We start from the raw sequence: 25,343 nt of genomic DNA on the forward strand, positions 1-25,343 counted from the left end.
GTTTTTTACGAAGATTGAAAACTTATCTTTGCAATAATTTGTTCTGGTGTTAATTTAAGGCATTCTGCAATAAGTTGGGCTCGTTGTTCATCCTTGATAGCTTTTTTAGCAAGTTCTTGTGAATGATCCTTAATAACGTCCATACGTTCTCTCATCTCTTCAGGGGTTAACTCAATACATGCCTCCGCAATAAGCTTACGATGTGTATCGTTCATATCTTCGGTGAAAAGATTGGGTACATAAGGCTTTATTATAAGCATCTGCGCTGCGGTTAACTGTCTACAATCTATGAGAAGCTGGGCAGAACTATACCATTTTCTCTCTTCTTTACAGAGGTCTTCTATGATTCTAGAGACTTCTATAATTTTTTGCGGAGTTAAAAAAAGCAGGCACTAAAAATACCATATTTGTTATCTCCTTTAGAAAGCCTTTCCTCATAGGTTTTTATCGTTTTTATGATTTCCACCAATTCATGAGGAGTTAAATATAAACATTGTCTAATAGTAAAATGGCGAATATATTCATCCATATTAAGTGCAAAAAGATCATTAATATGAAGCTTTGTAGCCTCTATCCGTTCTTTTATTTCTTCTGGTACTAGGTTAAGGCAAGCCTCGATAATAAGTGATTTATCAATTCCACTTATATCTTTCATAATAAAATCTTGAGTATAAGTTTTAATCGCTTCCACCCGTTCTGTTATCTGAGCGGGCGTTAATTTAAGACAAGCAGCGGTAATGAAGGCTCGATCATCATTATCCATATCTTCATAAAAGATATTTTCTGCGTGAGTGGCAATAACACGAGTTTGACCTTGATCTAAATTTTTGCAATCCACGATAAGAAAAGCCCGTGAATACCATTCTGGATTATCGCATAATCCCTTAGTATTCTGCGAAGTATTTATTATTTGCTCAGGAGTTAATTCTAGATAGGCTAACATAATATCCGCAAAATGATAAGAGGGTATACCTTTTTTAAATATCCCATCATCATAAGTTTTTATTGTCTTTAAGCGTTCTGTTATTTCTTCTGGCTTTAAAAAAAGGCAATGTGCAAGGATGTCAACACGCTCACCTTCATCCATATCTTTTCTAAAGAGGTCTTTTTCATGACTTTTAATTGTATTTAAACGCTCTATTATTTCTTCTGGTGTTAATTTAAGGCAATTAAAAACAATAATACCATGCTCTTTTGCACTTATACCTTCTCTAAAGAGGTCTTTTTTATAAGCTTTAATCGCCTCTATATGCTTATGTCTTACTTCAGGCTCTAAAGTAAAGTAAGCTTGTATTATTGCTTTTTGTAAGTCGAAATCATTTAATTTATTGTGAAGAATGTAGGGGGCATCCTGACTAAGCTCGCTAATTTGCTCAGGAGTTACTTTATCAAGGCAATGAATAAAAATGGATCGGTTGATAAGAGTTCGTTGATTAAGGCCAAGTTTTTTGGAATTAACTGCAAGGCATTTAATCTGTTCAGGAGTTAAACAAGATAAGGCTGATATAATAAGGGATCCATGTTCCTCTTCAAAATCGTATTCTTCCCTTGTTTCACGATATAATTTAGGATTTTCTTGAATTATCTCCATTTGTTCTGGTGTTAGTGAAAAGCAAGCTTCCATAAGATCTATACCTTCCTGCTCATCTAGGGCACCAGCCTCCTCAGCTGGATACCCTACATTTCGAAAAAGTGCTATGTGAGCTAATGAAATACTTCTAATTTTCTCTGGGCTTAAGGTATAACAAGCTTTAAGAATGAAGGGGTATTCATAATCATTTAAGTCCAGAAGAAGATCTTCTTTTTCTAATTCAGCGAGCGCTTTAATCTGCTCAGGCGTCAAGGGAAGATAAGTTTCGAGATTGGCCTCATAGCCTCTCAGTTTGTCTGCGTAAACTTCATAGGTAGCTAAAATTTCATTAAGTTGGTTAGAAGTCAATGTAAGAGAGTTATGCAATAACTTATCATAGTCTTCAATATATTTATCTTTTGTAAGGAGGAGTTGCAGGTAGCTTTCAGCGCGTTCCATCTTTTCAGGAGGTAGTTTAAGGAAAGCTTCTAGTAATGAAATATACTTGTATATCTTTATATGGGTTATATTCAGGTGAGAAAAATATTGCGCAACCTTAATAATTTTATCAGGATCTTGACCTAAGCAAGCTTTAATAATGCTCTTTTGCTCATAAATATCTGCTTTAACTTTAAAAAGGTTATCTGCAGATAAGCCTATAGCCATAATTTTTTGGAACTTTAATCTATTATTAATTTGTAGATTAATTAGCTCTTTAAGAATGTCGTTGGGTACCTTATAAAATTGATAAAATTCATGCAAAAAAGGCCAGGGTTGATAGCCGGCGTGAGTTGAATCAGAAGTATCCTGGAGATGCTCCCAATATTCTTCAGCTTTATCAAAAAATGTGATCTTATGCTTTTTTGAAGGAGTTAGCACTTGTAAATCTTTTAGGGCGGCCAATTTTTCTTTGAAAAGAAGCGTTAGAAGCGCTTTATCTTTAGTAAGTTTAGAAAAAGTCTTGTCGACCTCGCCCATTTTGCCTAAATCTTGCAAAGGTAAGAATGAAAGAATTTTAAGCTTTGATTCATCTGGTATGGTAGAAAGAGTATATCGGGAATTAAGATCTTCGGCCTTATCTCTATAAAAAGGTTCTTCTGCACTATGCACTAGGGAAGGACTCAAAAGTAGGATTGTGGTTAATAACTGTTTATTAATCATTCTTTAACCTTTCTTGGAAAGTAAAAAGAGATATTATTATTAGAAAAGGGTGGTAAAGAAACATTATTCTAATAGATAATTTTTGAGAATATTGAAAGGTTAAAAAGCGCCCTTGGTTATCTTATGTAACTTCATTACGTGACATCGTCAAGTTGTTTAGAAGGAATAAATCGGACGACGTTTCTCTCCCCTTATTTGGCATAATGATGGTGTGAAGCCAGAGGTGGACCCTAGAATTCGGACAGGATGTTAAGCTATAGTCCCGAGTAAAAAAGGACTAGAAAATGAGTGGAATAAGAAAACACCATAGCGCCGAATTTAAAGCCCAAGTTGCCTTGGCAGCCATTCGTGAAGATGCGACAATTACAGAATTGTCTTCCCGGTTTGGCGTGCATGCCACTGTGATTCATCGATGGAAAAAAGAAGCCTTAGCCGGAATGGTAGCAAGTTTTTCAGGAAAACAGGTAGTTCAGGAAAATGGTCACGCAGACCAAATCAAAGAACTCCATGCCAAGATCGGCCAATTAACGGTGGAACGGGATTTTTTAGAGAAAGTCTCCAAACGATTGGGAATCATCGGAGGCAAGAAATGATTAACCCCGCAAATAAAAACTTAAGCCTTGTGCGCCAATGTCGGCTTTTAAGTATCAGTCGTTCTGGGTGGTATTATGAGTCCAAAGGGGAAAATCCTTTGAACCTAACGCTCATGCGGCTGATTGATGAGCAGTTTTTGAAAACGCCCTATTATGGTTCTCGCCAAATGGCGCGTCATCTAATTCGCAGCGGCTATCGTGTAGGCCGCAAGCACGTCCAATGATAGAGACGTTGGCAGGCAGATTCTAGTCGATTGTTCCCATACTTGAGAGCTAATCTTAAAATGGCCTGTGCCTTTCTCTGGCCAATCATAGTAGGGGCTTTTAAGACCTTTTCCAGAAGCTGAGTAGTAAAAGGTCCAATTTGTTGGGCTTGTTGGACACAATAATCTTTATCCTTGGTTAAGAAATCTTGCTTATGCATAGGATAGTCTTGTGGATCTGTTATCCACTGACCACGGTTTGTGGCACGGATATGGCTCTTGATCTTTTGAGTGTCCTCATAAATTTCCACCATTCGTTGGGTGGTTCTTAACCACAGTGTCTGGCCAATATACGGTGTTGGGACAGAATAGTAAGAACCTTTAAGCACCACATGTTGATCCCGATGGACTTTCACTTCTTGCCACATGGTGTCTATCTACATAAAGGAACATAAGGTACCACAGGGATTTTAATCTTCCCTCACAGATGCGACAGAACCGGGTCAAGATCATAGTAAGTATTTTAGATAAAAATCTAAAACTTACTACATATTTGTAATACGCAGTTTTTACTTAAGTATTCATCTTAAGTATATTTAGCGAACTAACAAAATTAGAATTTTTTGATAGTTTATAAACGGGATAAAAATTTTTATTAGGAAAGCAAAATAATGAAAATAATTTACGCGTTATTACTTAATCTTTTTGTAAACATTCCTCTCGCACAAGCTCATGAAGAAGTAGGCAACGAACATGATAAAAAACAAGAAAAATTACATACTAGAGTTTCACATCAATTATATCATGTCGAGACTTATGATTGGAATGAACAAGAGGCTTTAGAGAAGGCTCAGCAACAAAAATGGGGGGAGCAACAAATCTTATTTGATGGGCACAATACCACTTGTGATCACAGAGTTGTTACACAAGCTTTTACTTCTTTAGGATTAGATGAAAGGCCTCTTGCAGTTGGTCAAAGCGCCTATGTTATTACCCCTAAGGAAGGAAAAGCAAAGCTTACTCGCTATAAACATCAACCAAATTCTTTAAAAGTAACTGATTATGGCCTAAGCGCTACCAAAGCTAGCTATGTTGCCACAGATGGTGAGGATCATCGAGAAACTTTTACGCAAACCCTTAAGAATACCTATAAAGGTGGACGTAAACACCCTTTTTCAGGCTTTTCTTTTAAAGTGTATGATGAAAATATTGATTTCGATGCAGGCCATGGTATCGACCAAGCAGATACTGTCATTGCAAATGGAAGGAACTCAAGTACAGATCCTCTAAACTTTATCCCTCAAAACAGATTTTATAACCAACAAATACGCAACCATATAGTTAATCATGCAGTGCGTAAGTATGGAGAGGGATCTTATAAAGAGGTGAGTGTATATGATCGTGATCCAGCATTTCTATATACTTTTAAAGATGGTAAGCAATGTTACCTGCCTATAGGGTTTGTTTTTACCATTTTCAAAAATCATTCACCAGAAAGAACGTTTTATTTTCCCAATTTCATCTCCTATGAAAAACTTAAGGAACAAGTTGTTAGGGAAAAAAGAAAATCCCTTAACTATAAAGGATGGATGGATTATTTTGAAATTTCCTCCCAAACTTTATCAAACACATTGATTACCCTAGGTGATTCAGATGGACATATACGCGCTGTAGGCAATCATGCCTATAAGGGATACCGCTCTCTGTCAGGAAGATTTGATGTCTTAGAGGATAAAGATATTCCAACCCCTGCCAAAGCTGCTTTACGTCGTCTTCAAGCTATTTATCATATGGAACAAGCTGCCCATCTTGAATATCGGGGCGTTGAACATAAAGCACAACTTGTTAGAACCTTTACTAGTAACATGAAATATTACGCCTTAGATAAGGCTACAGATAAGCAGAACACAGAAAGAGGCAAAGCTTATCGGCAAGCTTACGAAGATGAAGAACAAAAATACCTTGAAGACCATAAAGAACCTTTAAATTTAATAGGCTATGTTACAAGCTTGGAATACCTTACATCACGTTCTACAAATAAAAAATCAGAAAATGACCCAAGAGAGCTTGCTTTAGAACGAGTTCGGCAGCGCCAAAAAGAACTTGAGCGTGGACAAAGCCTTTATAATCTTGAACGCGCTAAACAATGGCTTAAGCGTATTGAAGAAACTGTCACCCAATTTCCTAATGTCGCAGACATTATTCGTCTTTTAGAATTATATGGCATCCCGAAAATCTATAATTTAGAGAAACAAAATTTTTTCGAAGGCATGCTTGGAGATTGTGAAAAAGAGGCCAGCCTAGAAGAATTGAAAGATATTGGAGATTATTTTTTTTACCAGCTTAAAAGGAAAGAACGAGCAACAGATACAGAACAACTTCAGGAAAAAGTTGAACAGTTGAGAAAGAAAATTGAGAATATGATCAATGGAAGTGAATCTGTTGAGGAAGTAACTGAAGCAGCGGAATGGTATCATTCTGGTAAAGGGATACTACCGCAAGATATTAACAAAGCTAGAGTACTATATAAGGAGCTTCTACCTTCTGTGGATAAAAGTGAACAAGAACGTATAGGTTATTGCTTAAATGAGTTGGATAACATGGAGGCTTATTTTAACAATCAACAAGTTAATTAATACTTAAGGTTAACTTAGAAAAGAAAACAAGTACTAGAAAGAAGTGTAGGCATTAGGGGGAATTACTGCCCTTAACTACATGGGGACTCATTCGTAGATACATGGGGTCCGTTACATGAAGGAGCTAAGGAAGGATAATAGCACGTAGCAGGTTTCATAAGCTGTGAGTTTTTAGGATGAAGAATAATTTTTAAATTCGTAAGTTTAATGGCTTGATCATCTTAACTCACTTATTACCTAAAAACCTTTTATAGCTATTATCTTCAACTTCTTTCTAAATGCAACAGTGCTATCTCTGCTTACCAGGATAATAATTGATGAATTTTTTGGTCTTAATAGGCATTTGCGATTTCAATAGATGACTGAAGTCTTTCCTATCTGAAGATGAGAGTTTATACCATTAGGTTGGAAAATAAAATTATATTATTATCATAACAAAAATTAACTGACAAAATAATAGTCAGGGAGGTCTTTATGAAACAAAAAAATATTTATCAATTTTAATAATAAGAAAACTAATATTATTAGGTGTAGTTATTTTCTTTCATCTTCAAACATTATGCGCTTATGGAATGCAAAAAAGCAGCTCAAATGAAGAGTATGAGCATTCTATTCCTAAGAAATCAACCCAAATTTTGCCTCAAATAGGCCTTGGGTTAGATCCTGATATATATGTAAATATGCTTAATGAAGCTTCTACGGAAGAGACAATAAATGCAATCCTTCAGGACATTCCTTGCAATATGCGAGAAGAAGTCTTAAACCAGGTAGAGAAAAAGAGCGGTATATCAAGCTCTTCTTCATCTTCAGCTCAAATTTCTTTAAATCCTAAACCTTCTAAAAAAAGATTATATGATGACAGTCCAAAAGAGCAGGAGCTTCAATTAAGGAATAAAAAACTGCGTGCCTCGAGGGATGAAGATAACCAGATGGAGAGTGGTAAGCGTAAAAGTATAAAAGATAATTCGTTAAAAAATGGTATTAAATCTAAGAAGGCCCGAACAGTTAAAAAAGAAGATCCTATAAATCCTGTTGTCAACTTTGATGCACTACCTTCAGAAACAATCGTACACATATTAGAATTTATTCCAGAATCTCGCGATATATTAAACTGCCGTCTTATAAACACTCACATAAAAAACTTAATAAATAAGTATGTTCCATACCCCTCTCTGTCTTTGCAACAAATATTTGCCGCTTTTATATGGAAGCCTGAATTACTTGATGGGAGAAATCTTTGCTTATATGGATGGGCACCTACTTTAAAGGAAATTTATTCCTTTTTACCTTCTAAACCTACTGAACTTTCTGGCCATGTATTTGTCTCTGATCTACAAGTCGGCTTCCTCCCAATCTGCGACAAATTAAAGATTACATTAACGATCCCTAAAAAGAATGTAGAGCTAGCGAAAAAAGAATTAGAAGATAGGGGCTTGTCCGCTTCTGTACAGATTCGTACACAAGAATCTTTATGGGATGATTTCATTAAAACAGAGTTAATAGAAAAACATAGCGCTAAAAAACTTTTATCGGATAATATAAATATTTTTCTTCCCTTATTGGAAGTTGATGGAGAGGAGAATTTTGTAAAAGCTATTTTTGAACATTTCTCAACAGATGCTGAGGTTAATGGAGTTATTAGAGGCTTGACTAGTATTCCAGGTGAGATCCTCCCCCACTTTGCCTCGCTTTTAAATGCTTTTATAATTCCTTTATGCCAAGATGAAAATCAGCTAAAAGAAGCTATAATGAGTTTTTTTAGAATCAAAGAGGAAGAGCTCCCTACTGGAAAAAAGAATCAGAATTTTTGGCAAATCTCTAGGCTTCTATTAAAAACAATAAATAAATGCCAGAATGGATACCAAATTAAAGAGATTATTGATGGTTATCTTAAAATTCAAGCACCTATGGAGCGTAATACAGTTAGTAAATTTCTAAACGAAAAAATTTATTGTTTATGTCAGAATGGAAGCCAGCCTAGCAAAACTCTCAATACGCTCGCTGAAATTAAAAATAAATATAAACGTGAGCTATTAATGGCATCTCTAAACCAAGAAATCCTTAATAAATGCCAAGATTGGGCTCAAGCAGAAATGATTATTAAAACTTTAGCTAATATAAATTCAGGTATAATAAAAGAAGTTATAAACCTCTCAAAAGGAGAGATTTTTGGTAAATGCCAGGATGGATACCAAGTTGAGAAAGTTATTAATTCTTTAGGCAAGATTCAAGATAGTGATAAACGCCAGCATGTTGTTAAGTTATTAAAGAAAAGATTCCTTGATAACCATTTCGATGGATACCAAGTTGGGAGAATTATCAACTCCTTAGCTAAGATTGGAGATAAAGATATTCGCCAACATGTTGTAAAGCTATTCTATGATAAATGTTTAGATAAATGCCAAGATGGATTTCAAGTTAAGAAAATTATTAGAGTTTTGGCTGATATTTCAGACAACGATAAACGCCAGCATGTTATGAAGTGGTTAAAAGGAAATAGCAAAATCCTTAAAAAATGCCAGGATGGATTTCAAGTTAAGAAAATCATTAGAGTTTTGGCTGGTATTTCAGACAATGATACGCGCGATCGTGTTGTTAAGTTATTAGATAAAAAAATCCTTGATAAATGCCAGGATGGATTTCAAGTTAAGAAAATTATTAGAGCTTTGGTTAATATTTCAGACAATGATACGCGCGATCATGTTGCCTCTGAACTAAAGAAGAAAATTCCTGCTAAATGTCAGAATGGAGATCAACTTGAACAAATTATTTATGCTATAGCAATTCTGTTGCCTTTTGACATACAAGTTATTATTTGATTCAGAAAAGTCATAATACACTAGCTTAGCTGAGGGCTTGACCGTTATGAGCAGCCCAAAGGGCTGCCAGGTTTGAAAACTGGCTCTGTCAGGACCTTTGTGTAAGTAGCAACAAGGTATTTTGCATATTTTTAATCCAATTAGTATGTCTATTTTTTATTAATTAACAACCAGATCCTAACTGCCAGTGGTAAGTTTAAAGGATTCAATGTCTTCTTGAATATCTGAAGGCCGCAGAGATTGGTGTCCCGCGTCGGAATGACGGATATTTGACAAACTCAGCTGTAGTATATTGATTTTAATAGATATAATGACGAGGAAGAATTTCTGGAGAATTTTCTAATTTATTGATTTTATTAAATAAAATTTGATAATTTTTCAACAAAACTGGCTTGCTTTTTTAGCTCTGGCAAAGACCCTCATAGAGATATCGTTTTATCTTTTGCAGACCTGGCTCTTTCTCTGAGTTCCACATCAATATAACGATCAGTAATAGCCCCTGAGCTATGACCGGCGTCATCACGAACATGTTCCCTGGGGCGACGTTTGACATCTTCTGATATGCCCGTATGCCGTAACCAGTGCACTGTGGCAATACGAAGTCCCTCAGCCTCTTCTTGTTTACCCTCAGATTCTAGCAAATCTGTCGCTTGATCAAAGCATTGTTGCACCAGATTTCGAATAGGTCCATCATTTGTAATTGGTTTGTTTGAATTTTTGAGATGAGATATTAGGGGAGTCTTTTCGTTAAGAGAGGGAAGGGGAGAGAGTTTCATGTAATTTTCACGATAGCGTTTTAAAGCATTAAGCATGGCATCACTCACGGCAATTTGTCTGGCTTTATTGCCTTTCCCTATTGTTTTAAACCACCAATGACCTTCGGCGTCTTTAAAAAAGTCACCCATTGTTGGGGTCCATCGTGAACTTGCAGCAAGTTCTGAGATGCGCAAATACATACCAAACAGACAAGAAAGAATAAAAACGGTTCTTTCGTGAGAAGGGTTTTGAGCCGCCTTATCTTTAGCAACATTGATGACCGTTTCCCATTGTTCATTCGAGAGACGTCGAATAACTTGAGTTTTGGCTTCTCTTTGCAGGAACTTACTTTTCTGCCGGATTAAAACAAATGGATTAACTTGAACCACTTGCTCTTGCAAAAGAAAGTTATAGAAACTGCTCAAGATATTAAACATGACCTTTAGGGCAGATTGAGAGAATTTGTATTTGTTTTTATCGGGTGTAATTCCGACTTTATGGTCCTTTTTGCTGACATGGGCTTCAAAAGGACGCCATTCTGGGTTGGGGACTTTCTCACTCTTATCTTTTTTAAATCGTGCAACCTTTTTAAGGCTTATCCACCGCTTGGGTGGTTTCAAACAAAACTCAATAAAAGACTCAATATCTTCACGCTTATTCTTTAAGAAGGATTGTTGACACACAAACCAGCTCCACTGAAGAAGACGCTCCAAATCCCGTCTGTAAGCTCCAAATGTATCTGTACTTCCACGATAGCTGTATAAGAAATTCAAAGCCATTTGATAATCTTTAACAGCAAATGGTGGCAAAGTCACTTTAGTATGAGCAAAACAATGATCCAGCCATTGACTAATGATTTGATGAGGATTGTCATCGGCATAAATTGTTTTATATTGATCAATGACTTCTTCAAGGGTATCAAAAACAGGTATTGGAATATAGGAGTTTCTTGACATTTAAACGACACATCTTCATAACCTAGTAATCAAACTTACTCGTTTTTTATGAGAACAACAACAAAAAAGTAATCTCATGGCCAACAAAATCCCTCGCCTTTTGGCACCAGCAGAACTCCTCGACATTTACGGTATCCCCCTTCTGGGTGACATCGAACGCCAAGAATACTTCACCTTTAACGAGGAAGAAAGTAAGGCGTTAAAGGACTTTAAAGGCACCAAGGAGGCTGTTTATTTTGCTATTTGTTTGGTGTTTTTTAAAATCAAACAGACTTTAGTGGATTTTAACTACCAAAACGTTACCACCGAAAGGCAGCATGTAATGGAACGGTATTTTCCACAAAGTTTATCACCAAGAGCACTCCCGAGTGTTTATAACAAAATTAGAGCTCAAAATAAAGTGCTTGCTTTGTGTGGTTATCAGCGATTTACACGTGAGATTGGGAGTAAGATAAAGAATGAGCTGCACAAATCAGCCGTATCCCATCCAAGGCAACGCCAGCTTTGCAAAGAGCTTCTAAATTCCTTGGTAAAGAACCGCATTGCTATCCCAGGATACACAACGCTGCAAGACATTATCAGCAGTGTATGGAACTATGAAAAGAAGCGTATTGTTCAATCTTATCTTCGGTATACGAATAAAAATCAACGCAAAACGATATTCTCCCTACTTTATAAGACGGATGAACATTACCGGATCATTAGTATCAAACAGGATATGAAGGGATTTAACACCCATGACCTGTGGAAGGAATTGAGCAAACATACGCAACTGAAAGAAATCTTTAACATTGCTAAAACTGTCCTACCCCAGCTTGGTTTACCGACAACAACAATCGCCTATTATGCGAACCTTATCAATTATTATGATGGTCCAAGCTTAAAGAAACTCAATCCTCATGCCATTGGACTTTATCTTCTCTGTTATACCTTTACCCGGTACCAGGCCCTTAACGACAACCTTTTAGAAGCTTTTAAAAAGCGAGCGCTTGAATACAAAAAGAAAGCAACAGATTCCGCCAAAGCCGAAGCCCTAAAGCAACTGGATTTAATCCAAGAAGCCCGTGAACGTGCCAGTGAAATTTTGATTACCATTAAAAACCACCCCTACCCAACAATTCCTAAGAAAGCATTTTTTGAATATATCCCAGAAGATCAACTCTTACCAGCAGCCCAACTTCTAGTTGATGAAAGTCTCAACAAGGACCTCTGTTTTTGGAAATATATTGATAGCATTGAAGATTTCATCAAACTCAACCTGAGAAAACTTTTTCTGGGGATTGATTTTGTCGTCACCAACAATGATGCCTTAAAAGAAAACATTGCGTATGTTAAAAGTCATCTGCTCGCAAGGTCCGTTCCTGAGGGTCCCTGCCCTCCCTCCGTTCAAACCTGGATCGGAAAGCAATATCGTAAGCATTTGATAGAGAACGATAAGATCATCTTTAATCGTCTCGAATTCTTCCTTTACATGCAAATGGTTTATCATCTGGGCACAAATAAACTGACCTTACAATACAGCATCAAACACAAAAAGGTGGAAGATGAGCTTTACGATGATAAGAGATGGACCCGGGAGAAAAAGACCATCTTAAAGCAACTTGATTACTCAAAACTCCTCACCCCTATTCAAGCAACGTTAGATATTAAGAACACAAACCTTACAGCGCTTTATAAAACGGTTAACGATTCTGTAGAAAATGTGGAGAACACATATGTAAAAATAAAGAATGACAAGAACGGGAATCGAGTGTGGCGTCTGAATCCTCTGGAACTCTACTCAGACCCAAACGACAGCTTGTTTGCTCTTTTGCAACAACGCAGCATTGTTGATATTATGCAGTTTGTAAACCACAAAACACAATTCTGCCGCGCCTTTGATCCTATCCTTCCCAAATCAGCTAAAACTGAGCAAGACCCCCTGCTCATAGGCGCTGTCGTTCTTTCAAATGCTATTCGAGTGGGTCCTAGAAAAATGGCCAACATGTCTGATTTGAAGGAATCGGCCCTGCTCACCGCTGAAGACTCTTACGTCCGGCTAGAAACCCTTTTCCCAGCCATTGATAAGATTAATAATTCTGTCTCAAAGCTTCCTATATACAAAGAATGGTACATCCTGGGCCTTCTGCATGGAAGCCTTGATGGCCTCAAGCTAGAAACAAGCATCAGAAATAAGATGGCACGCCATTCAAGTAAATATTTTGGTGATGGTACTGGCGTTTCTGCTTATAACGAAATCGTTAATTGGCTCTCCATTTCAAGCCGCTTGATTGGTTGTCACGATTACGAGGGACATCATGCCTTTGAAATGGTCCATCACCAAAATACATCAGAAATCAAACCAACCCATCTTTCTACCGATAAGCACGGTTTGAACGCCATCAACTTTGCCCTTTTTGATTTAATGGACATGACTTTTGCACCAAGAATCCCCAAACCCCATCGAGAAACTTTCTGGGGGTTTGGAAGTCCCAAGGATTACGAGGGGATGCTTATCAAGCCAACAAAATTTGTGGAGGAAAATCTTGTGAGGGAGGAGTGGGACAACATACAAAGATTTAGTGCTTCTCTCCTCACAGGAGAAGCGGCACCCAGCTCAATCATCAGAAAATTCTGCTCCAAAGATTATGTCAGCAAAACAAAAAGAGCCATTGTGCAGTACAGCCATCTGGTCAGGTCTGAGTTTCTCCTTACCTATCTTCACGATCCAGAGTTTAGGCGCGCAATCCTCTATGCCCTAAACCGAGGAGAGCAGTATAATGGCTTGTATCGGGCTATTTCTATTCTGAACAATGGTGAACTCAGAGGAAAGACCGAGATTGAAATGGAGGTCTGGCATCAATGTACGCGACTTATTGCAGCAGTCATCCATTATTATAATGCGTATATCCTGAATAGCCTCTATGTGAACTCTAAAGATGAAGAAGAAAAGAGATTTTTAGCAAGCTTATCCCCTACAGCTTGGGTGCACGTCAACTTGCTTGGTTATTACCAATTTTACACGCAATCCAACGTTGAGTGGATAGAAAATTGGTTGCGGCAATGGGACTGGAGAAAGAGTGCAGGTTTTGTTGAAAAATATTAAGAATTTATTATTAAAAATCAGTAAATTAGAAAATTCTCTAGAAATTCTTCATCGTCACATTAACTATTATAATCAACATATTACAGACGAGTTTGTCACTTATCCGTCATTCCAATGCACAACCCCAAGTAATTGGTATTGAAGTTAATAATGGGATGGCTGCCTTATCCCAAAGTCTGTTTGGAAGCTCAGCTAATTCTGAAGAAGCAACGCAAAGACTTAATCAATACTTTGGAGATGCTTGGGGAAAACTTGCCAAAGGATCAAGTGATGCCGCTGCTTTGATCCAGCAAGAGTTGATGCTCAACTCCTATAGAGAAGCGCTTCAGGACAAAAGGGATGAATTGGGATTGGGCAGGTCTGAGATTGAAATGGCCCATCTAAATGCCGCGCGTGGGATTGCACATCAAGACAGTTCTTTCCTGGTCAAGGCGGTGATGTCTGGGACTTTGGTACCCGTCTTTCATACGATCATCTTTGCGTTAGCTTTGATCTATTTTTCAATGATGGCGCCGATGACATTTTTACCTCGAGGTACTCTTTTGTTGGTTCAATGGGTAAAGGTTATGTTGTATCTAGCGACATGGCCGGCTTTATTTGCCATGCTAAATTGTATTGGTCAGATGTTTGCTGTTCGTGCCATGGCCACAAAAACTATTGGGTATGGTGAGGGACTAACTCTTCTGACGCAAAGTGGAATGGCCGATATTGCCCATACAGCTTACCTCACGGTGATTGGGTTGCAGCTCTCCGTCCCATTTTTGGCGTGGACATTGCTTTGGGGTGGCGGCTATGCCTTCTCGCAAATGGCGTCGTCATTCACCCAAAGTGGAGAGTCTTTTGCTGCCAAAGCAGGGTCAGAAACAGTGGATGGGAATGTATCTTTTGATACGCAAAGTCTGCATACAAGGTCAATTGCCAATACGCAAATGGCCCAGCAACAGTTGGGGCCCTCTCTTAATTTTGGCTCACGAGTAGATGACGGGAAACTTGCCACTCTTTACGGTCCCGGCGGACAAGTCACGATGCAAGAGCATCAAACAAATCTTGGAACCAACGTTTCTCAAAATGACGCCGTTAGTACGATGTTAGGCATGCAAAGCGCTATGATGCAAAACTCCAGCTTCCAACAAACCCAGATGGCACAAACCCAATTCCAGATGGGACTCAGTGATTTGGTGTCGGTGGGCAATACTTTTGCAGATAATAAGAGTTGGACCGATACCATTGGTAATACTGAGTCAGGGCAAGCACAACGATCCTTCAGTCAAGCAATGAAAACTGCACAGGATTTTGCGAAAAATAACAATATTGACTTGGGTAAATCGGTTCAAATTTTAACAAAAGCAGGAATGGATGCAGGTGCTGGAGTAGGAGTAGGTAAAAATGGAACTTTTGCTTCTCTATCTGCTGCTTTAGGAGCGCAGGGAAGTTGGATAACAGAGGGAGGAGATAAAGAACTGCTCTCAAAAGCAAAAAAGTAATAATGTTGGAAAGGATTTTGCAGAAAACTTTAGCCATGGATTGCAATACTTGGAGGATCATAAAGGAAGTGTTGGCAACTCCTCTCAACTCCAAAAACTCGATCAAGCTCAAAGTAGTTTTAATCAGTCGAAATCTTCTAGTGACCAAGCTTCTGCTGCTATGAATTATTCTAAACAATTGAGCCAACAAGCGTCTGAGCAACGCCAGAAAAGTATTTCATCTAACAGTAACATTAACGATGACGTTCTTAAATACGTTGCAGATAAGAAATTTGGAGGAGACCAAGCCGCAGCTGCTCAGTGGCAAGTTCAAAACTCAAAAGGCTATCAGCAAGAAGCAGGTCATTTCTTACAAGATCGGCAACAGGGTATAAAAATGGGAAGAATGGTTTCTCCTCAAGATATCACTCAACATCATAGGGATTCTCAAAACAAAATTGAAAAGTTTACCCCGCAGGGAGAAAAGATTGAGCAGCGTATTGATTCTCAATCAAAGCAACTTAATCAACAAGAGAACTCTTTCAATACAAAGCTATTTGATGAGGCCGTTAAAACGCAGCAAGAGTTGAAGAAAAACGGCAGTAAAATCGCTACAGGTAAAGAAGGGATTCAAAAATCTAAAGATGAAAATGAGAAAGAATTTGAAGAAAGCAAGAAAAAGGGTTTAACCACAAAAGTAGTTAAAAGGTGGTAAAATGAAAATATTTCATAATTTCATTTTAGGCAGCAGATTAATTATCCCATTTAAAAACATATCTGCTAGAAGAAGGATTAAAAAATCCTATAGGATTAGCTGGATCTGTCAAATCCATACCATTTTTAAAAGGAGAGGGAGAAGAAGAAACATTTTTCAATTTTGCACCCATCCATGGGTACATTATTTTCTTATGGGCAAGGTAAAAACCAGAAATAAATCTGAAGCTGTAATAAGCAGCTCCAAAAGTTACGGCAAAACTAATACCAAACTCAAGGAAAGTGTCTGCCAGAACAGCCATACAAGATACGAAAAACGCTCCATGTCTCAGCCACATAAAGGTGGTGGAATAATTGTCAAGTTGTTCGCTGGTGATACAAACTTTATCCAACCAACCTTGGGGTGTAACATCAGATTCCTTGACTTTTTTATACTCAAAGAACCAGCAATCTATCAAGATACCCGTTGCCAAGTGCATAAACACCGCTGCAAACAAATCACCAAAATAAGCAATAGGCAGACTGATCATAAAACTCAAAAGAACGCGTTTATCCCGATAAAAGAAGGGGCGTCGTGTTGTAAGATTGTCAGTAATTGGTTGTCCCTCTTGTGTCATTGGATGAGTCCTTTCTGCTTGCAGTGTAACATAGTATTTTTTGAAAAAAACCCTATAAATTCAGCCGTAAACTTCTTGCCTATGAGCAATACGAACGGCAAGAACAGTATAAATTTCATCTTCAAGAGAGCAAATTGCCCTAAAATCCCCTATACGATAACTTCAAAATTCATGAAGATTTCCTTTAAGGGGCTTTCCAAACAGTCGAGGATCTCCAGAATCAACCACCAGATTTTGCAAGTAATCAAAAATCTTCCTTTGAATAGGCTTATCCAGTTTCTGAAGTTCCTTAAAGGCGCCCTCTTTAAATTCAAGACTCCAAATGGTCATCTTTTAACCCAAGTATCTTTTCAACATCCTTGGCAGAGTAACGCTTTCCCTTTTTTTCGTAAGCAGCAAGGGCAACAAGATAATCTTCCTGATTCTCCAGCAATTGCTCAATCGCCATTTTCACATAGTAGCTTTTACTGCGATTTGTTTTATCAGCTAGATTTTTTAACCGATCGTCTAATTCTTTTGAAATTCTTACACCCAACATAGTTACCCCCTATTGTATAATACATTATACAATTGTTTAACGTTGTTTTACAAGTAAAAAGGAAGAAATCACCCAATGAGCCTAACAAAAAACTTTACCCAAGGAGGACAAGTAACCCTCCATAACCTTAGAATGATCCGTCAAGTGTTGAGTGTCACCTTTGGGACAACTCTGCTAATCAGTTTATTCTTCTTCTGTTTTAAAACCTGGCAAGATCATGCTCCTTATCAGCGGCAAATTACGTTGACCTATTTGGTTGCTCAATTAAAAACAAGTCTTCCTTTTGGAGATATCAATAAGCGTACGCAGATATTTGTGTATGAAGATGGTAAAAAACAAAAAGTAAGGTCCGTTGATATTTTAAATGATCGTTGGATGAAAGATCAAATCGGTTATATAGAAGATATGCTAATATATAACTTCTTTTTGTCAGCTATTGTATTTTTGACCACTTTTCTAGGCTTTATGGGGTTTTGGGTATGGCGAGGGAAAGCGCGCATGAAGAAGGAAATCCTGTCAGGATCTAGGGAAGCCTCGATGAATGACGTTATTAAGATTATGCGTCAGAAAAATAAGATATCGGATATTTATTTAGATAAGATGCCTTTGTTAAAGGATAGTGAGACAAAACATATCTTGCTTGTCGGAACAATTGGTTCTGGTAAAACCAATACCTTTAACCACCTTCTCCCTCAAATTCGAAAAAGGAAGCAAAAAGCCGTGATTGTCGATACCACCGGTGTGTTTGTTGAAAAGTTTTACAATTCTAGAACAGATATCATTTTAAATCCTTTCGATGCCCGTACACAAGCTTGGGATATATGGAGGGAATGCGAAAATGATATCCACGCTGATGAACTAGCAGCAAGCCTTGTACCTCAGGCTCTTCATGATCCTTTTTGGTCTGATGCAGCACGAACATTATTTGTTGAAACGTTAAAAAAATTAAAGCGGACAGAGAATCCCTCTTTAAAGTCCTTGGTAGATTATGCGATTAACCAACCTTTATCTGAAATACAAAACTTTTATGCGGGAACACCTGCTGCTTCTTTAGTAGATAAAGCGGGAGATAAAACTGCAGCTTCAATCCGCGTCAATTTAGCGACTTATATTCGCTGTCTCTTCCTTCAAGAAGAATCCTCTTCCCCTTTTTCGATTCGCAAATGGATACAAGATGAAAAGCAGACCGGATGGCTCTTTTTGACAGCAATGCCAGATCAAAGAGAAACATTAAGGCCTCTCTTAACCACTCAATTAAATATAGCAATTAATTCATTGATGGGATTGCGCCCTGACCAGGATCGCCGAGTCTGGTTTATTATTGATGAGAAGCCTTCTCTTAATAAAGTAGAAGCTTTACCTAAAGCCTTGGCGGAGATACGTAAGTATGGTGGCTGTATTGTGGCTGGCCTTCAAAATATTAGTCAGATTGATAAGCTTTATGGTCATGAAGTTCGAAAGACCATGTCGAGCTTATATAACACAAAAGTATTTTTTAGAACGCCTGACTCTGATACAGCGCAGTGGATTTCCAAAACAGTGGGAGATCATGAAATAAAGGAAAGCAGTGAAGGTATTTCCTTTGGGGCTCATCAAATGCGAGATGGTGTTTCTATTAATGAGCAACAGAAGAGTAAAGCTGTTATTCCTTATACAGAATTCATGTCAATTCCCGACCTTAGCGCCTATATTAAATTACCAGAAGATTATCCAGTGACTCGTATTACCTTTTCTTATAAAAACATTGAAAATAAAAATGTGGCCTTTGTAGAAAAGCCACACGTAGTGGAAAGAACTGCATTAGCTAAACAGGTAAATATTAAGCCTCATAAAGAAGAAATGGCGGAAGTTTGTGAATTTTAACTTTTACATTTTAACATATATGGGTGGGCTATCCCCTTGCCAAGGCTGGATTCTCACCAGCTAGATACATCGGGCTTCTCCTGGCGCACCATGCAATTGCCCTGAATTAACTATAAATACCCAACAACTTGTAAATCCTGAGCAAATGGAGGTGAAAGATTTCTGAATTTTTACCTCCATTTTTGAAAGTAAAAACAGCTATTTTTTTTAATTTTTGAGAAAACGTTGTGGGTTTAAATAATTATTAAAAGTCAAATTTACTGAAAAGTTAGGCCATTTTTGCTAAAAACGTTTTTAATATGATTGCCTTGCTTCTTTTACAACATTACTGGCAAAGGAAAATAAATGATTTAATTTATCTCCACTGAATATCTTCTGCTTATAATGCTGGGATTCAGTAAATTAATATAGATTCCTTAAGCATTAGTGAGGGGGGTCGATTTACAAAAAACTTAACAATTAAAACCAAGGATCCTGAATGTCGCTAGCTAATAAATTAAAGTGTGTAAAATTATCCTATTATTGGTTAACAATAATACTAATTACTGCAGATGTTTCTGTTATGGCAGCAGATGATTCTATTAAGGCAAGTGAAAAAAAGGATGATTTGGTTTCTTCTTTATCACCTCCATTTTTAGTTAGTCCTAAAGGAAACGAGAAGGAAGATGATGGCCAATCCCAAGGACAAGATTCCCAAAGTGTACCTCTCTTAACCAAGGATAGCGAAGGTGTAGGGTCAGAAAGTGAAGAAGATCCATCTGCTATAAAAGAACACCTCTATAGTCTTAAAGAAAATGCACCTCTATAGTCTTAAAGAAAATGGGCCTTTATGTAATACTTTGCCGGATAGCCGAGGAATATGCAGAGAGTTAAAAATTTATGGGCATGATTTTAGTCCATGGCATGTCAATGCTATAGAACGATTAAAAGAATATACACCTAAGGTAAGAAAGGCCTTAGAATTTCAAGGAGTTGAAAGTAAAAGTAACCTTTTGCTACATATGATCAATTTATTTTTTATAAATAATGGAACAGACCAAGCAGAACTGCTGCAGGTGGAAGATGATAAAGAAATATGGGTTTCAGGGTGGCCAGGTTCCAAAAACAGACAGGTCCTGAATAGTAAAATTCCTGGAGTTTCCTTTAAGTTTCTAGATGACTTTTTACCTGCTGACAAAAGAAATCTACCTGCAAAACAAAAAGTACCATTTCTATTACCTCAAATTATTGATGGTTTTTGCCTAGAAAATCACGGCTATTTAATTAAAGAAAGGCATGAATATCTCAAGAATAGTTTAAGAAGAGCGGAACAAAATTATGAGAAAAAAGGAGATATGCAACACTTTAATCAGCATTTTCTTCATACAGAACAAGGGGTGCTTAGATATTTGACCTCTGACCTTTTTCAACAAAAAATCATAAAAATAATCAAGGATCATCCCCCTTCAAGGGAGATTGTCATGGTTGTTAACATGGCTTCAACCAAAAGTGTATGTCTTCATTGCGCAGATCGAATTTTTCGGGAGTCTGAATGGGGACAGGGGTTTTTAAAAGATCTTCAGCAAAAAGCTAAAATTCCTTTAAAAATACATTTTTTGGCTTCGGCTTATGAAAAGTATGTTGATGATCTCAAATCTACAAATGACTCTAAAAGTCTCAGAGAAAAACTAAAAGAAGACATTTCAACAACTCGACAAAAAATTGGGTTTGATGGCGGATGTAGAATTAATTTTATGGGTACTTTCGAGGGACGACAGCCATTTGATCATGAGTTTCCACTCATTGCCCACACTATTATTTAGAGGAGTTTGACCCTTATGAATTATAGAATTTTATTTTTACTCCTCATATTTGTCGGCTTATCCTTTTCCAGATTTTCTGGAATAGCGTCAGATTGTGATTCTGAAGACTTGGCTTATGGTGACTTACAGAGGACTTTCTTAGATTTGGAATTAGGTAACATCAGCGACTATGATGAGGAGACGTTGGAGGCAGCTAATGAAGGTTTTTTTCATTGGGAAGAGAGAGAAGCTAGTGAGGCTGAGGGGTTTCTTAAAAAAGCTGCAATAGCAAGACATTCATACTCAATGCCAAAATATGCTCTGATCCTTCTTGACTCCGAACATCTCATAGAATCCCAGCATATAAAGAAAGATATTTATCAAGCCGCAGATTTAATGCTTATGGCAGCAATGCGGGGAGTAGAAATGGCCTGCGATTATGTGGAGGATATTGATAAACAAGCCAAAAAGATTTCTGCTGTAAGAGATGCTGAGACAGGAGAACAATGCATATTTACGGGATTAATTGAAACAGTTAAATCAGCCTCAAAAAAAGATATCACAAAATGGCTTAAAGGCGGGTTTCCAAATAGAAAAGAATATCCAGCAAAAATTAAAGATGCATTAAAACTGTTCTATCTTAGCGTACTCCCTAAATTGGAAGGAAGCCCCATAGCTAAGCTAGAGCAGACAGTCTTTGAAGAGTTAAAGGCCATTTCATCTCAAAAAGGCCAAGAACTTATAGGGAAAAGGGTTACTGATATCCATGGTTACGTGTCTAAAATTTTAAAATTAGATAAGGAAACAAAAGAAGCTCCAGTCTACAAAGGTCAGTCGCAATCTCAATATGAGGGACCACATAATTATGCCTATTATAATACACGCCATAAATACGCTTATGATCTCGATATAAGTATGAGAACTCTAAACTGTGCGGTGCAGAATAAACTGTTAGGTGGTGGAAAATTTGTAAAAACACAGGCTGAGCCTATGGCAGCCGGCCCAGTTTATGATAGCCTTCGCCAGTGGGAGCCTAATGGGAAGGAGTCTATAAATCTACCTGGTGCTACGGCTTTTATTGTAGATTCTTTTTATAAAGATTTCACGAAAATTTTTTATGGCCATCCTTTGTGGCTTGTTGAACTGACACACATGGAAGAACCTTGGGAGAAAATAAATACAATTATAAAAGAAAAATACGGTGGTAAATGGCCTAAAACAGAGGGACCTTATAGTAAGGATAAAGAGGAATTTAAGAAAAGAAACCTGCTTAAACAACAGTACCAAGAAAAAACCGAAACATACGTTTCCCAAGGAAGTTCAAGAAATTCTATTTCCTATCGTCTGTTTTTGATTGGTATGGTAAACCGTATTAATAAATCATTTACAGTTTCAGAAGATAGAAAAAAGATTAACATCGATTTGCGATATATTAGCAAAGAACGCCTTCTCAAGTGCGGTCAAGAGATTTCTCAGGTTGAAACTTTTGTGATTCTCTATGGAGCTAGTCATAAAGCAGCTTGGCTTAATAAACTCATTACTGAACGGTGTAAGCACATCCACTATTCTGTAGACAAGCGGTATAGCTATAAAAAATTTGAGAATTTTTTATTTAGCCTTGGAGAAAAATATAAAATTAATATTGAAAATATTGAAAAGGAAACATTATCTGAGTCCCAATCAAGTTCGGGCCATAAGGTTAAACAGGAGCAAAAAAGAAGAAAGAGTGGAAAAGAAATAGAGATCTATCTTTCTGAGGTTAAAAAACCTTCAGAAGAAGATGGGGTTTTAACGCTTGATATGAGTAAATACTCAAAAAAAACTATAGAAAGCACTTATGATGCCTTGGCAAACCGGAGCCAAATTAGGATAATCAACCTTACGTCCGTCAACCAAAGTTGGATCATACCAGCATTAAAGCAGAATAGTAATCTTGACCTTGATTCATTTTCTTATTCACCCCAAACCGATGAATCAGGAAAACCTACTAAGCCTCTTCGTATGATGGAAAACTTAATCAAAACTCTTGTAAAAGGAAAAGAAATTTTAGATTTAGAAACTTCTGTTCAAGAAAACAAAAGAGAACGGGAGGAAGCCTCAGAGGAAGGCTGGAAAGGTAAGAAAAAGAAAAAGATTGAATCGCCCAGCAAAGATAGCAAAAGAGAAAGAGAGAGAGCCTCAGAGGAAGGCTGGAAAGGTAAGAAAAAGAAAAAGATTGAATCGCCCAGCAAAGATAGCAAAAGAGAAAGAGAGAGAGCCTCAGAGGAAGGCTGGAAAGCGTAAAAATATAAAAGTTAAGACCTGATCTGACAGTTACCCATTTTGGAGCTATGCCTATTTACTGTCGGCTCAAGTTGAGATTAACAACTTTCTCCTGCCAGACACTTTTTCTCTCAAGTTGAGTAACCAGCTCCAGATTACTCCAGAGCCAGTCCTCTAGGCATTCAACAAAGCTAGCAGGTGGCGGTTTGTTAGGCTGGGATGAAGCTGAACAATATTCTTGAAGGTGTGGAATACGGTGAATTTCACAGCACTTAATTACCCTTTTGACCCTTTTTACAAAGAATACTTTGTAAAGAGGGAAAAGCAACGCCGTTGTAAACTCAGTTACGACACTGAGCTGACCGGGTTGAAAACCATTCAGCCTTATGAAGGCTCGAGCGGAGTGCTGGGAAACTAGCTCACTCCGTTCCTTGAGGACTGGTCCCTAGCAATAGAGGTTGGTTATTCTACTATATTTGAGAACTTTGGAGGCAGTAAAAATCGAGTCGCTAGCTCAAAAATTACGCAATCGCTGATAACCCTTTCTTATCGACAAGGGAAAGAAGCTTAAGGGAAGCCCCAGCGGGATGTTTTTCTCCCCTTTCCCATTTGCTTATTAATCCTGTTGTCACATTAAGATAATGAGCAAATACCGACTGACTAACATGTTCTTTTTCACGAATATTACGGATCTCTTCAGGCGTTAGAGGTCGAACGGTTGTCAGACATGCTTCATTAAAACGCCTCATAGTTTGCTTGTCGATAGCTTCAATTTCATCTAATGATTCCATGGTTTCATGGATAGCCGCCATGGCATCACTTCTATATTTCTTTATCATCGATTTTTACCTCCATAAAATCACCTTTATCCAGTAATTCAGAGAGTTGAGTGTCTGCTAGAGACAACAGATATCCTGCCATATTTCTGAATTCCTCTTCCTCATCTTGGCGTAAATTATCCCTCTCATTTTTGGGAAATCCATAGACAAAGAAATACTTTTCGCCACGATTCATAATAATGATAGTACGATAGCCTTTTGATCGACCCTGCCCTGTCCGTGCGACTCGTTGTTTTATAACTCCATGGCCAAGATCAGCATCAATCAATCCACTTTCGGAACGGTCAACGGCCTCAAGGAGCATCAAATTGTTGATGTCATTCTTGCGGGAGAATCTTTCAAACCACTTTGTTTTAAATACCCGCAATATTCTGTTCCTATTTGTGCGTAGCTTTCACCTCATAATATATAGCACTTAGTATTATATTTCAAGATGGAATGTTGAATACTACTTTTAAACTCCTCATAAGCTGTTTTATCACTTACTGTGAGTGAGTCAGAAGTCATATCTTGGCCTAAACTCTCACTATTATCAACCACCAAGGGGGGCCAATAACTTTGGCGGATTTTCATCTAAGGGGTCAAATACCATGGCGGTCGACACGCTATTCCTAAAGAGTTCTCTGATTTTGTAGCTGCTGTTGTTGAAGTGATCGCTGTTCAATAAATTGGAGACGTTGTTGCTCTTGCTTAGCTTCAAGGTTTATTTTATCAACAAAAGGTGAAGCGGAAAAAGATGGGTCTTTAGCAGGATCTTTGATCATTTCCTTGATAAGAAGTGTTTTAGCAGCAACAATGATATTTTCACTTTTTGGATCGGTTTCTACCCCTTTAATATCCGCTAATGCAGTAGCACCTTTTACAAGTGATTGTTGATTGGAGTCAATATGAGATGCTTGCTGGTGAATGAAGTCCTTTATCTGTGCATGATGATTAGGTAGCAGGTTGACTAATCGAATCGCTTCTTGCCCCATAATGGAGGTGAAAGTAGAATCCATCGTTGGATTGGGAAGAGAGATATTAAAAGCAGCTTGAGTGGCAGCGTTACTCCAACTTTCACGAAAAGCGGTGGCTGCTTGGATACTTTGATAAGGAAGCTGAATTCTTAAAGAGTCTGTTTTTTCTATTGCAACAGCTTGCATCCAAGCACTTTTTTCTGCCTGTGCACGATCAATTAAAGAATGAGAAGATGGATCCTTACACATTTTCCTCGTATTGAGTGCTTCTCCTGTGGCATAGACACATTGTTTCAATAAATGAAGATTATCTTTTTCAGATAAAGGTGGACCATTAGAAATAATATCTTTAAGGCCGCTATATGTTTTATAAACGCGGTTAACAATATCTTCAGCAGCGTTATACTGAGGATTTCTTTCTATAATAGCTTTAATTGCTTCAATTGAAGCGTTAACGCTTTTATTTTCTTGAGAAGAAGAAAGAGATACCCCCTGCGCTTCTTTTTGTAAAATTGGACCTTCTTTTCCAGA

The 25,343-nt window shown here is 37.6% G+C and carries 21 protein-coding genes; 11 read left to right on the plus strand and 10 right to left on the minus strand.

Annotation, left to right across the window (positions count from 1 at the left end; all coding sequences use genetic code 11):
• Positions 1-5 precede the first annotated feature (5 nt).
• Positions 6-260: a hypothetical protein gene (locus IG80_RS0110625; protein ID WP_032114035.1), complete on the minus strand. Its 255-nt coding sequence runs from the start codon at positions 258-260 to the stop codon at positions 6-8.
• 116 nt (positions 261-376) lie between these two features.
• Entirely contained in the window at positions 377-2,731 is a 2,355-nt protein-coding gene (locus IG80_RS0110630) for an F-box protein (protein WP_032114036.1), read from the minus strand.
• A 284-nt stretch (positions 2,732-3,015) separates the two neighbouring features.
• Between IG80_RS0110630 and IG80_RS0110635 the strand changes: the two genes are divergently transcribed.
• The gene (locus IG80_RS0110635) at positions 3,016-3,324 is read left to right on the plus strand and encodes a transposase (protein WP_032114037.1); all 309 of its coding nucleotides are present in this window, start codon (positions 3,016-3,018) and stop codon (positions 3,322-3,324) included.
• Positions 3,321-3,548, plus strand: coding sequence for an IS3 family transposase (locus tag IG80_RS0110640; RefSeq protein ID WP_032114058.1), 228 nt, complete (start codon positions 3,321-3,323; stop codon positions 3,546-3,548). Before IG80_RS0110635 ends, IG80_RS0110640 begins: the two co-directional genes overlap by 4 nt.
• Here IG80_RS0110640 and IG80_RS0110645 read toward each other — a convergent pair.
• Positions 3,518-3,955, minus strand: a complete 438-nt coding sequence (locus IG80_RS0110645; protein ID WP_032114038.1) for a Mu transposase domain-containing protein — start codon at positions 3,953-3,955, stop codon at positions 3,518-3,520. The two genes, IG80_RS0110640 and IG80_RS0110645, sit on opposite strands and share 31 nt — an antisense overlap.
• 243 nt (positions 3,956-4,198) lie before the next feature.
• Here IG80_RS0110645 and IG80_RS0110650 point away from each other — a divergent pair, with 243 nt between their 5' ends.
• A complete protein-coding gene (locus IG80_RS0110650; protein ID WP_032114039.1) occupies positions 4,199-6,163 on the plus strand; it encodes a hypothetical protein in 1,965 nt (654 codons plus the stop codon).
• Positions 6,164-6,735: 572 nt separating this feature from the next.
• Positions 6,736-8,982, plus strand: a complete 2,247-nt coding sequence (locus IG80_RS0110655) for an F-box protein (RefSeq protein WP_032114040.1) — start codon at positions 6,736-6,738, stop codon at positions 8,980-8,982.
• A gap of 419 nt (positions 8,983-9,401) precedes the next feature.
• Here IG80_RS0110655 and IG80_RS0110660 read toward each other — a convergent pair whose 3' ends face one another.
• Entirely contained in the window at positions 9,402-10,694 is a 1,293-nt protein-coding gene (locus tag IG80_RS0110660) for a tyrosine-type recombinase/integrase (RefSeq protein ID WP_156962189.1), read from the minus strand.
• Between the two features lie 76 nt (positions 10,695-10,770).
• Between IG80_RS0110660 and IG80_RS0110665 the strand changes: the two genes are divergently transcribed.
• From IG80_RS0110665 to IG80_RS0110675, 3 genes are all read left to right on the plus strand, one after another.
• The gene (locus IG80_RS0110665; RefSeq protein ID WP_032114041.1) at positions 10,771-13,779 is read left to right on the plus strand and encodes a Tn3 family transposase; all 3,009 of its coding nucleotides are present in this window, start codon (positions 10,771-10,773) and stop codon (positions 13,777-13,779) included.
• A gap of 92 nt (positions 13,780-13,871) precedes the next feature.
• Positions 13,872-15,263 carry a conjugal transfer protein TraG N-terminal domain-containing protein gene (locus IG80_RS0110670; RefSeq protein WP_032114042.1) on the plus strand — a complete coding sequence of 464 codons (1,392 nt, stop codon included), beginning with the start codon at positions 13,872-13,874 and terminating at the stop codon, positions 15,261-15,263.
• A 49-nt stretch (positions 15,264-15,312) separates the two neighbouring features.
• Positions 15,313-15,957 (plus strand): hypothetical protein, encoded by a 645-nt coding sequence (locus tag IG80_RS0110675; RefSeq protein WP_032114043.1) that lies wholly within the window; start codon positions 15,313-15,315, stop codon positions 15,955-15,957.
• A gap of 37 nt (positions 15,958-15,994) precedes the next feature.
• On the opposite strand, the gene IG80_RS0110680 is transcribed toward IG80_RS0110675, so the two are convergent.
• The 3 genes from IG80_RS0110680 to relB all read right to left on the minus strand — a co-directional run bounded on the left by IG80_RS0110680 (position 15,995) and on the right by relB (position 17,111).
• On the minus strand, positions 15,995-16,573 hold the full coding sequence (locus tag IG80_RS0110680; RefSeq protein WP_032114044.1) for a hypothetical protein: 579 nt from the start codon (positions 16,571-16,573) through the stop codon (positions 15,995-15,997).
• Positions 16,574-16,735: 162 nt separating this feature from the next.
• Complete coding sequence (locus tag IG80_RS15895) at positions 16,736-16,903, minus strand: type II toxin-antitoxin system RelE family toxin (protein WP_198027375.1); 168 nt, start codon at positions 16,901-16,903, stop codon at positions 16,736-16,738.
• Positions 16,884-17,111: a type II toxin-antitoxin system RelB family antitoxin gene (gene relB, locus IG80_RS0110690; protein WP_032114045.1), complete on the minus strand. Its 228-nt coding sequence runs from the start codon at positions 17,109-17,111 to the stop codon at positions 16,884-16,886. The genes IG80_RS15895 and relB overlap by 20 nt, the downstream gene beginning before the upstream one ends.
• A gap of 75 nt (positions 17,112-17,186) precedes the next feature.
• Between relB and traD the strand changes: the two genes are divergently transcribed.
• From traD to IG80_RS0110710, 4 genes are all read left to right on the plus strand, one after another.
• Positions 17,187-18,974: a type IV conjugative transfer system coupling protein TraD gene (gene traD / locus IG80_RS0110695; RefSeq protein WP_032114046.1), complete on the plus strand. Its 1,788-nt coding sequence runs from the start codon at positions 17,187-17,189 to the stop codon at positions 18,972-18,974.
• Between the two features lie 478 nt (positions 18,975-19,452).
• Entirely contained in the window at positions 19,453-19,782 is a 330-nt protein-coding gene (locus IG80_RS0110700; protein ID WP_032114047.1) for a hypothetical protein, read from the plus strand.
• Complete coding sequence (locus IG80_RS0110705; protein ID WP_032114048.1) at positions 19,769-20,776, plus strand: hypothetical protein; 1,008 nt, start codon at positions 19,769-19,771, stop codon at positions 20,774-20,776. Before IG80_RS0110700 ends, IG80_RS0110705 begins: the two co-directional genes overlap by 14 nt.
• 15 nt (positions 20,777-20,791) lie before the next feature.
• The gene (locus IG80_RS0110710; RefSeq protein ID WP_032114049.1) at positions 20,792-23,038 is read left to right on the plus strand and encodes a hypothetical protein; all 2,247 of its coding nucleotides are present in this window, start codon (positions 20,792-20,794) and stop codon (positions 23,036-23,038) included.
• Positions 23,039-23,538: 500 nt separating this feature from the next.
• Here the strand turns inward: IG80_RS0110710 and IG80_RS0110715 are convergent, their stop codons facing one another.
• The 3 genes from IG80_RS0110715 to IG80_RS15900 all read right to left on the minus strand — a co-directional run.
• Positions 23,539-23,856, minus strand: a complete 318-nt coding sequence (locus IG80_RS0110715) for a helix-turn-helix domain-containing protein (RefSeq protein WP_032114050.1) — start codon at positions 23,854-23,856, stop codon at positions 23,539-23,541.
• Positions 23,840-24,223: a type II toxin-antitoxin system RelE/ParE family toxin gene (locus IG80_RS0110720; protein WP_032114051.1), complete on the minus strand. Its 384-nt coding sequence runs from the start codon at positions 24,221-24,223 to the stop codon at positions 23,840-23,842. Before IG80_RS0110720 ends, IG80_RS0110715 begins: the two co-directional genes overlap by 17 nt.
• 244 nt (positions 24,224-24,467) lie before the next feature.
• A partial coding sequence (locus IG80_RS15900) for a hypothetical protein (protein ID WP_032114052.1) occupies positions 24,468-25,343 on the minus strand: 876 nt, incomplete at its 5' end.

This window comes from Candidatus Paracaedibacter symbiosus, assembly GCF_000757605.1.
In the GTDB taxonomy this organism is placed as follows: Bacteria; Pseudomonadota; Alphaproteobacteria; order Paracaedibacterales; family Paracaedibacteraceae; genus Paracaedibacter_A; species Paracaedibacter_A symbiosus.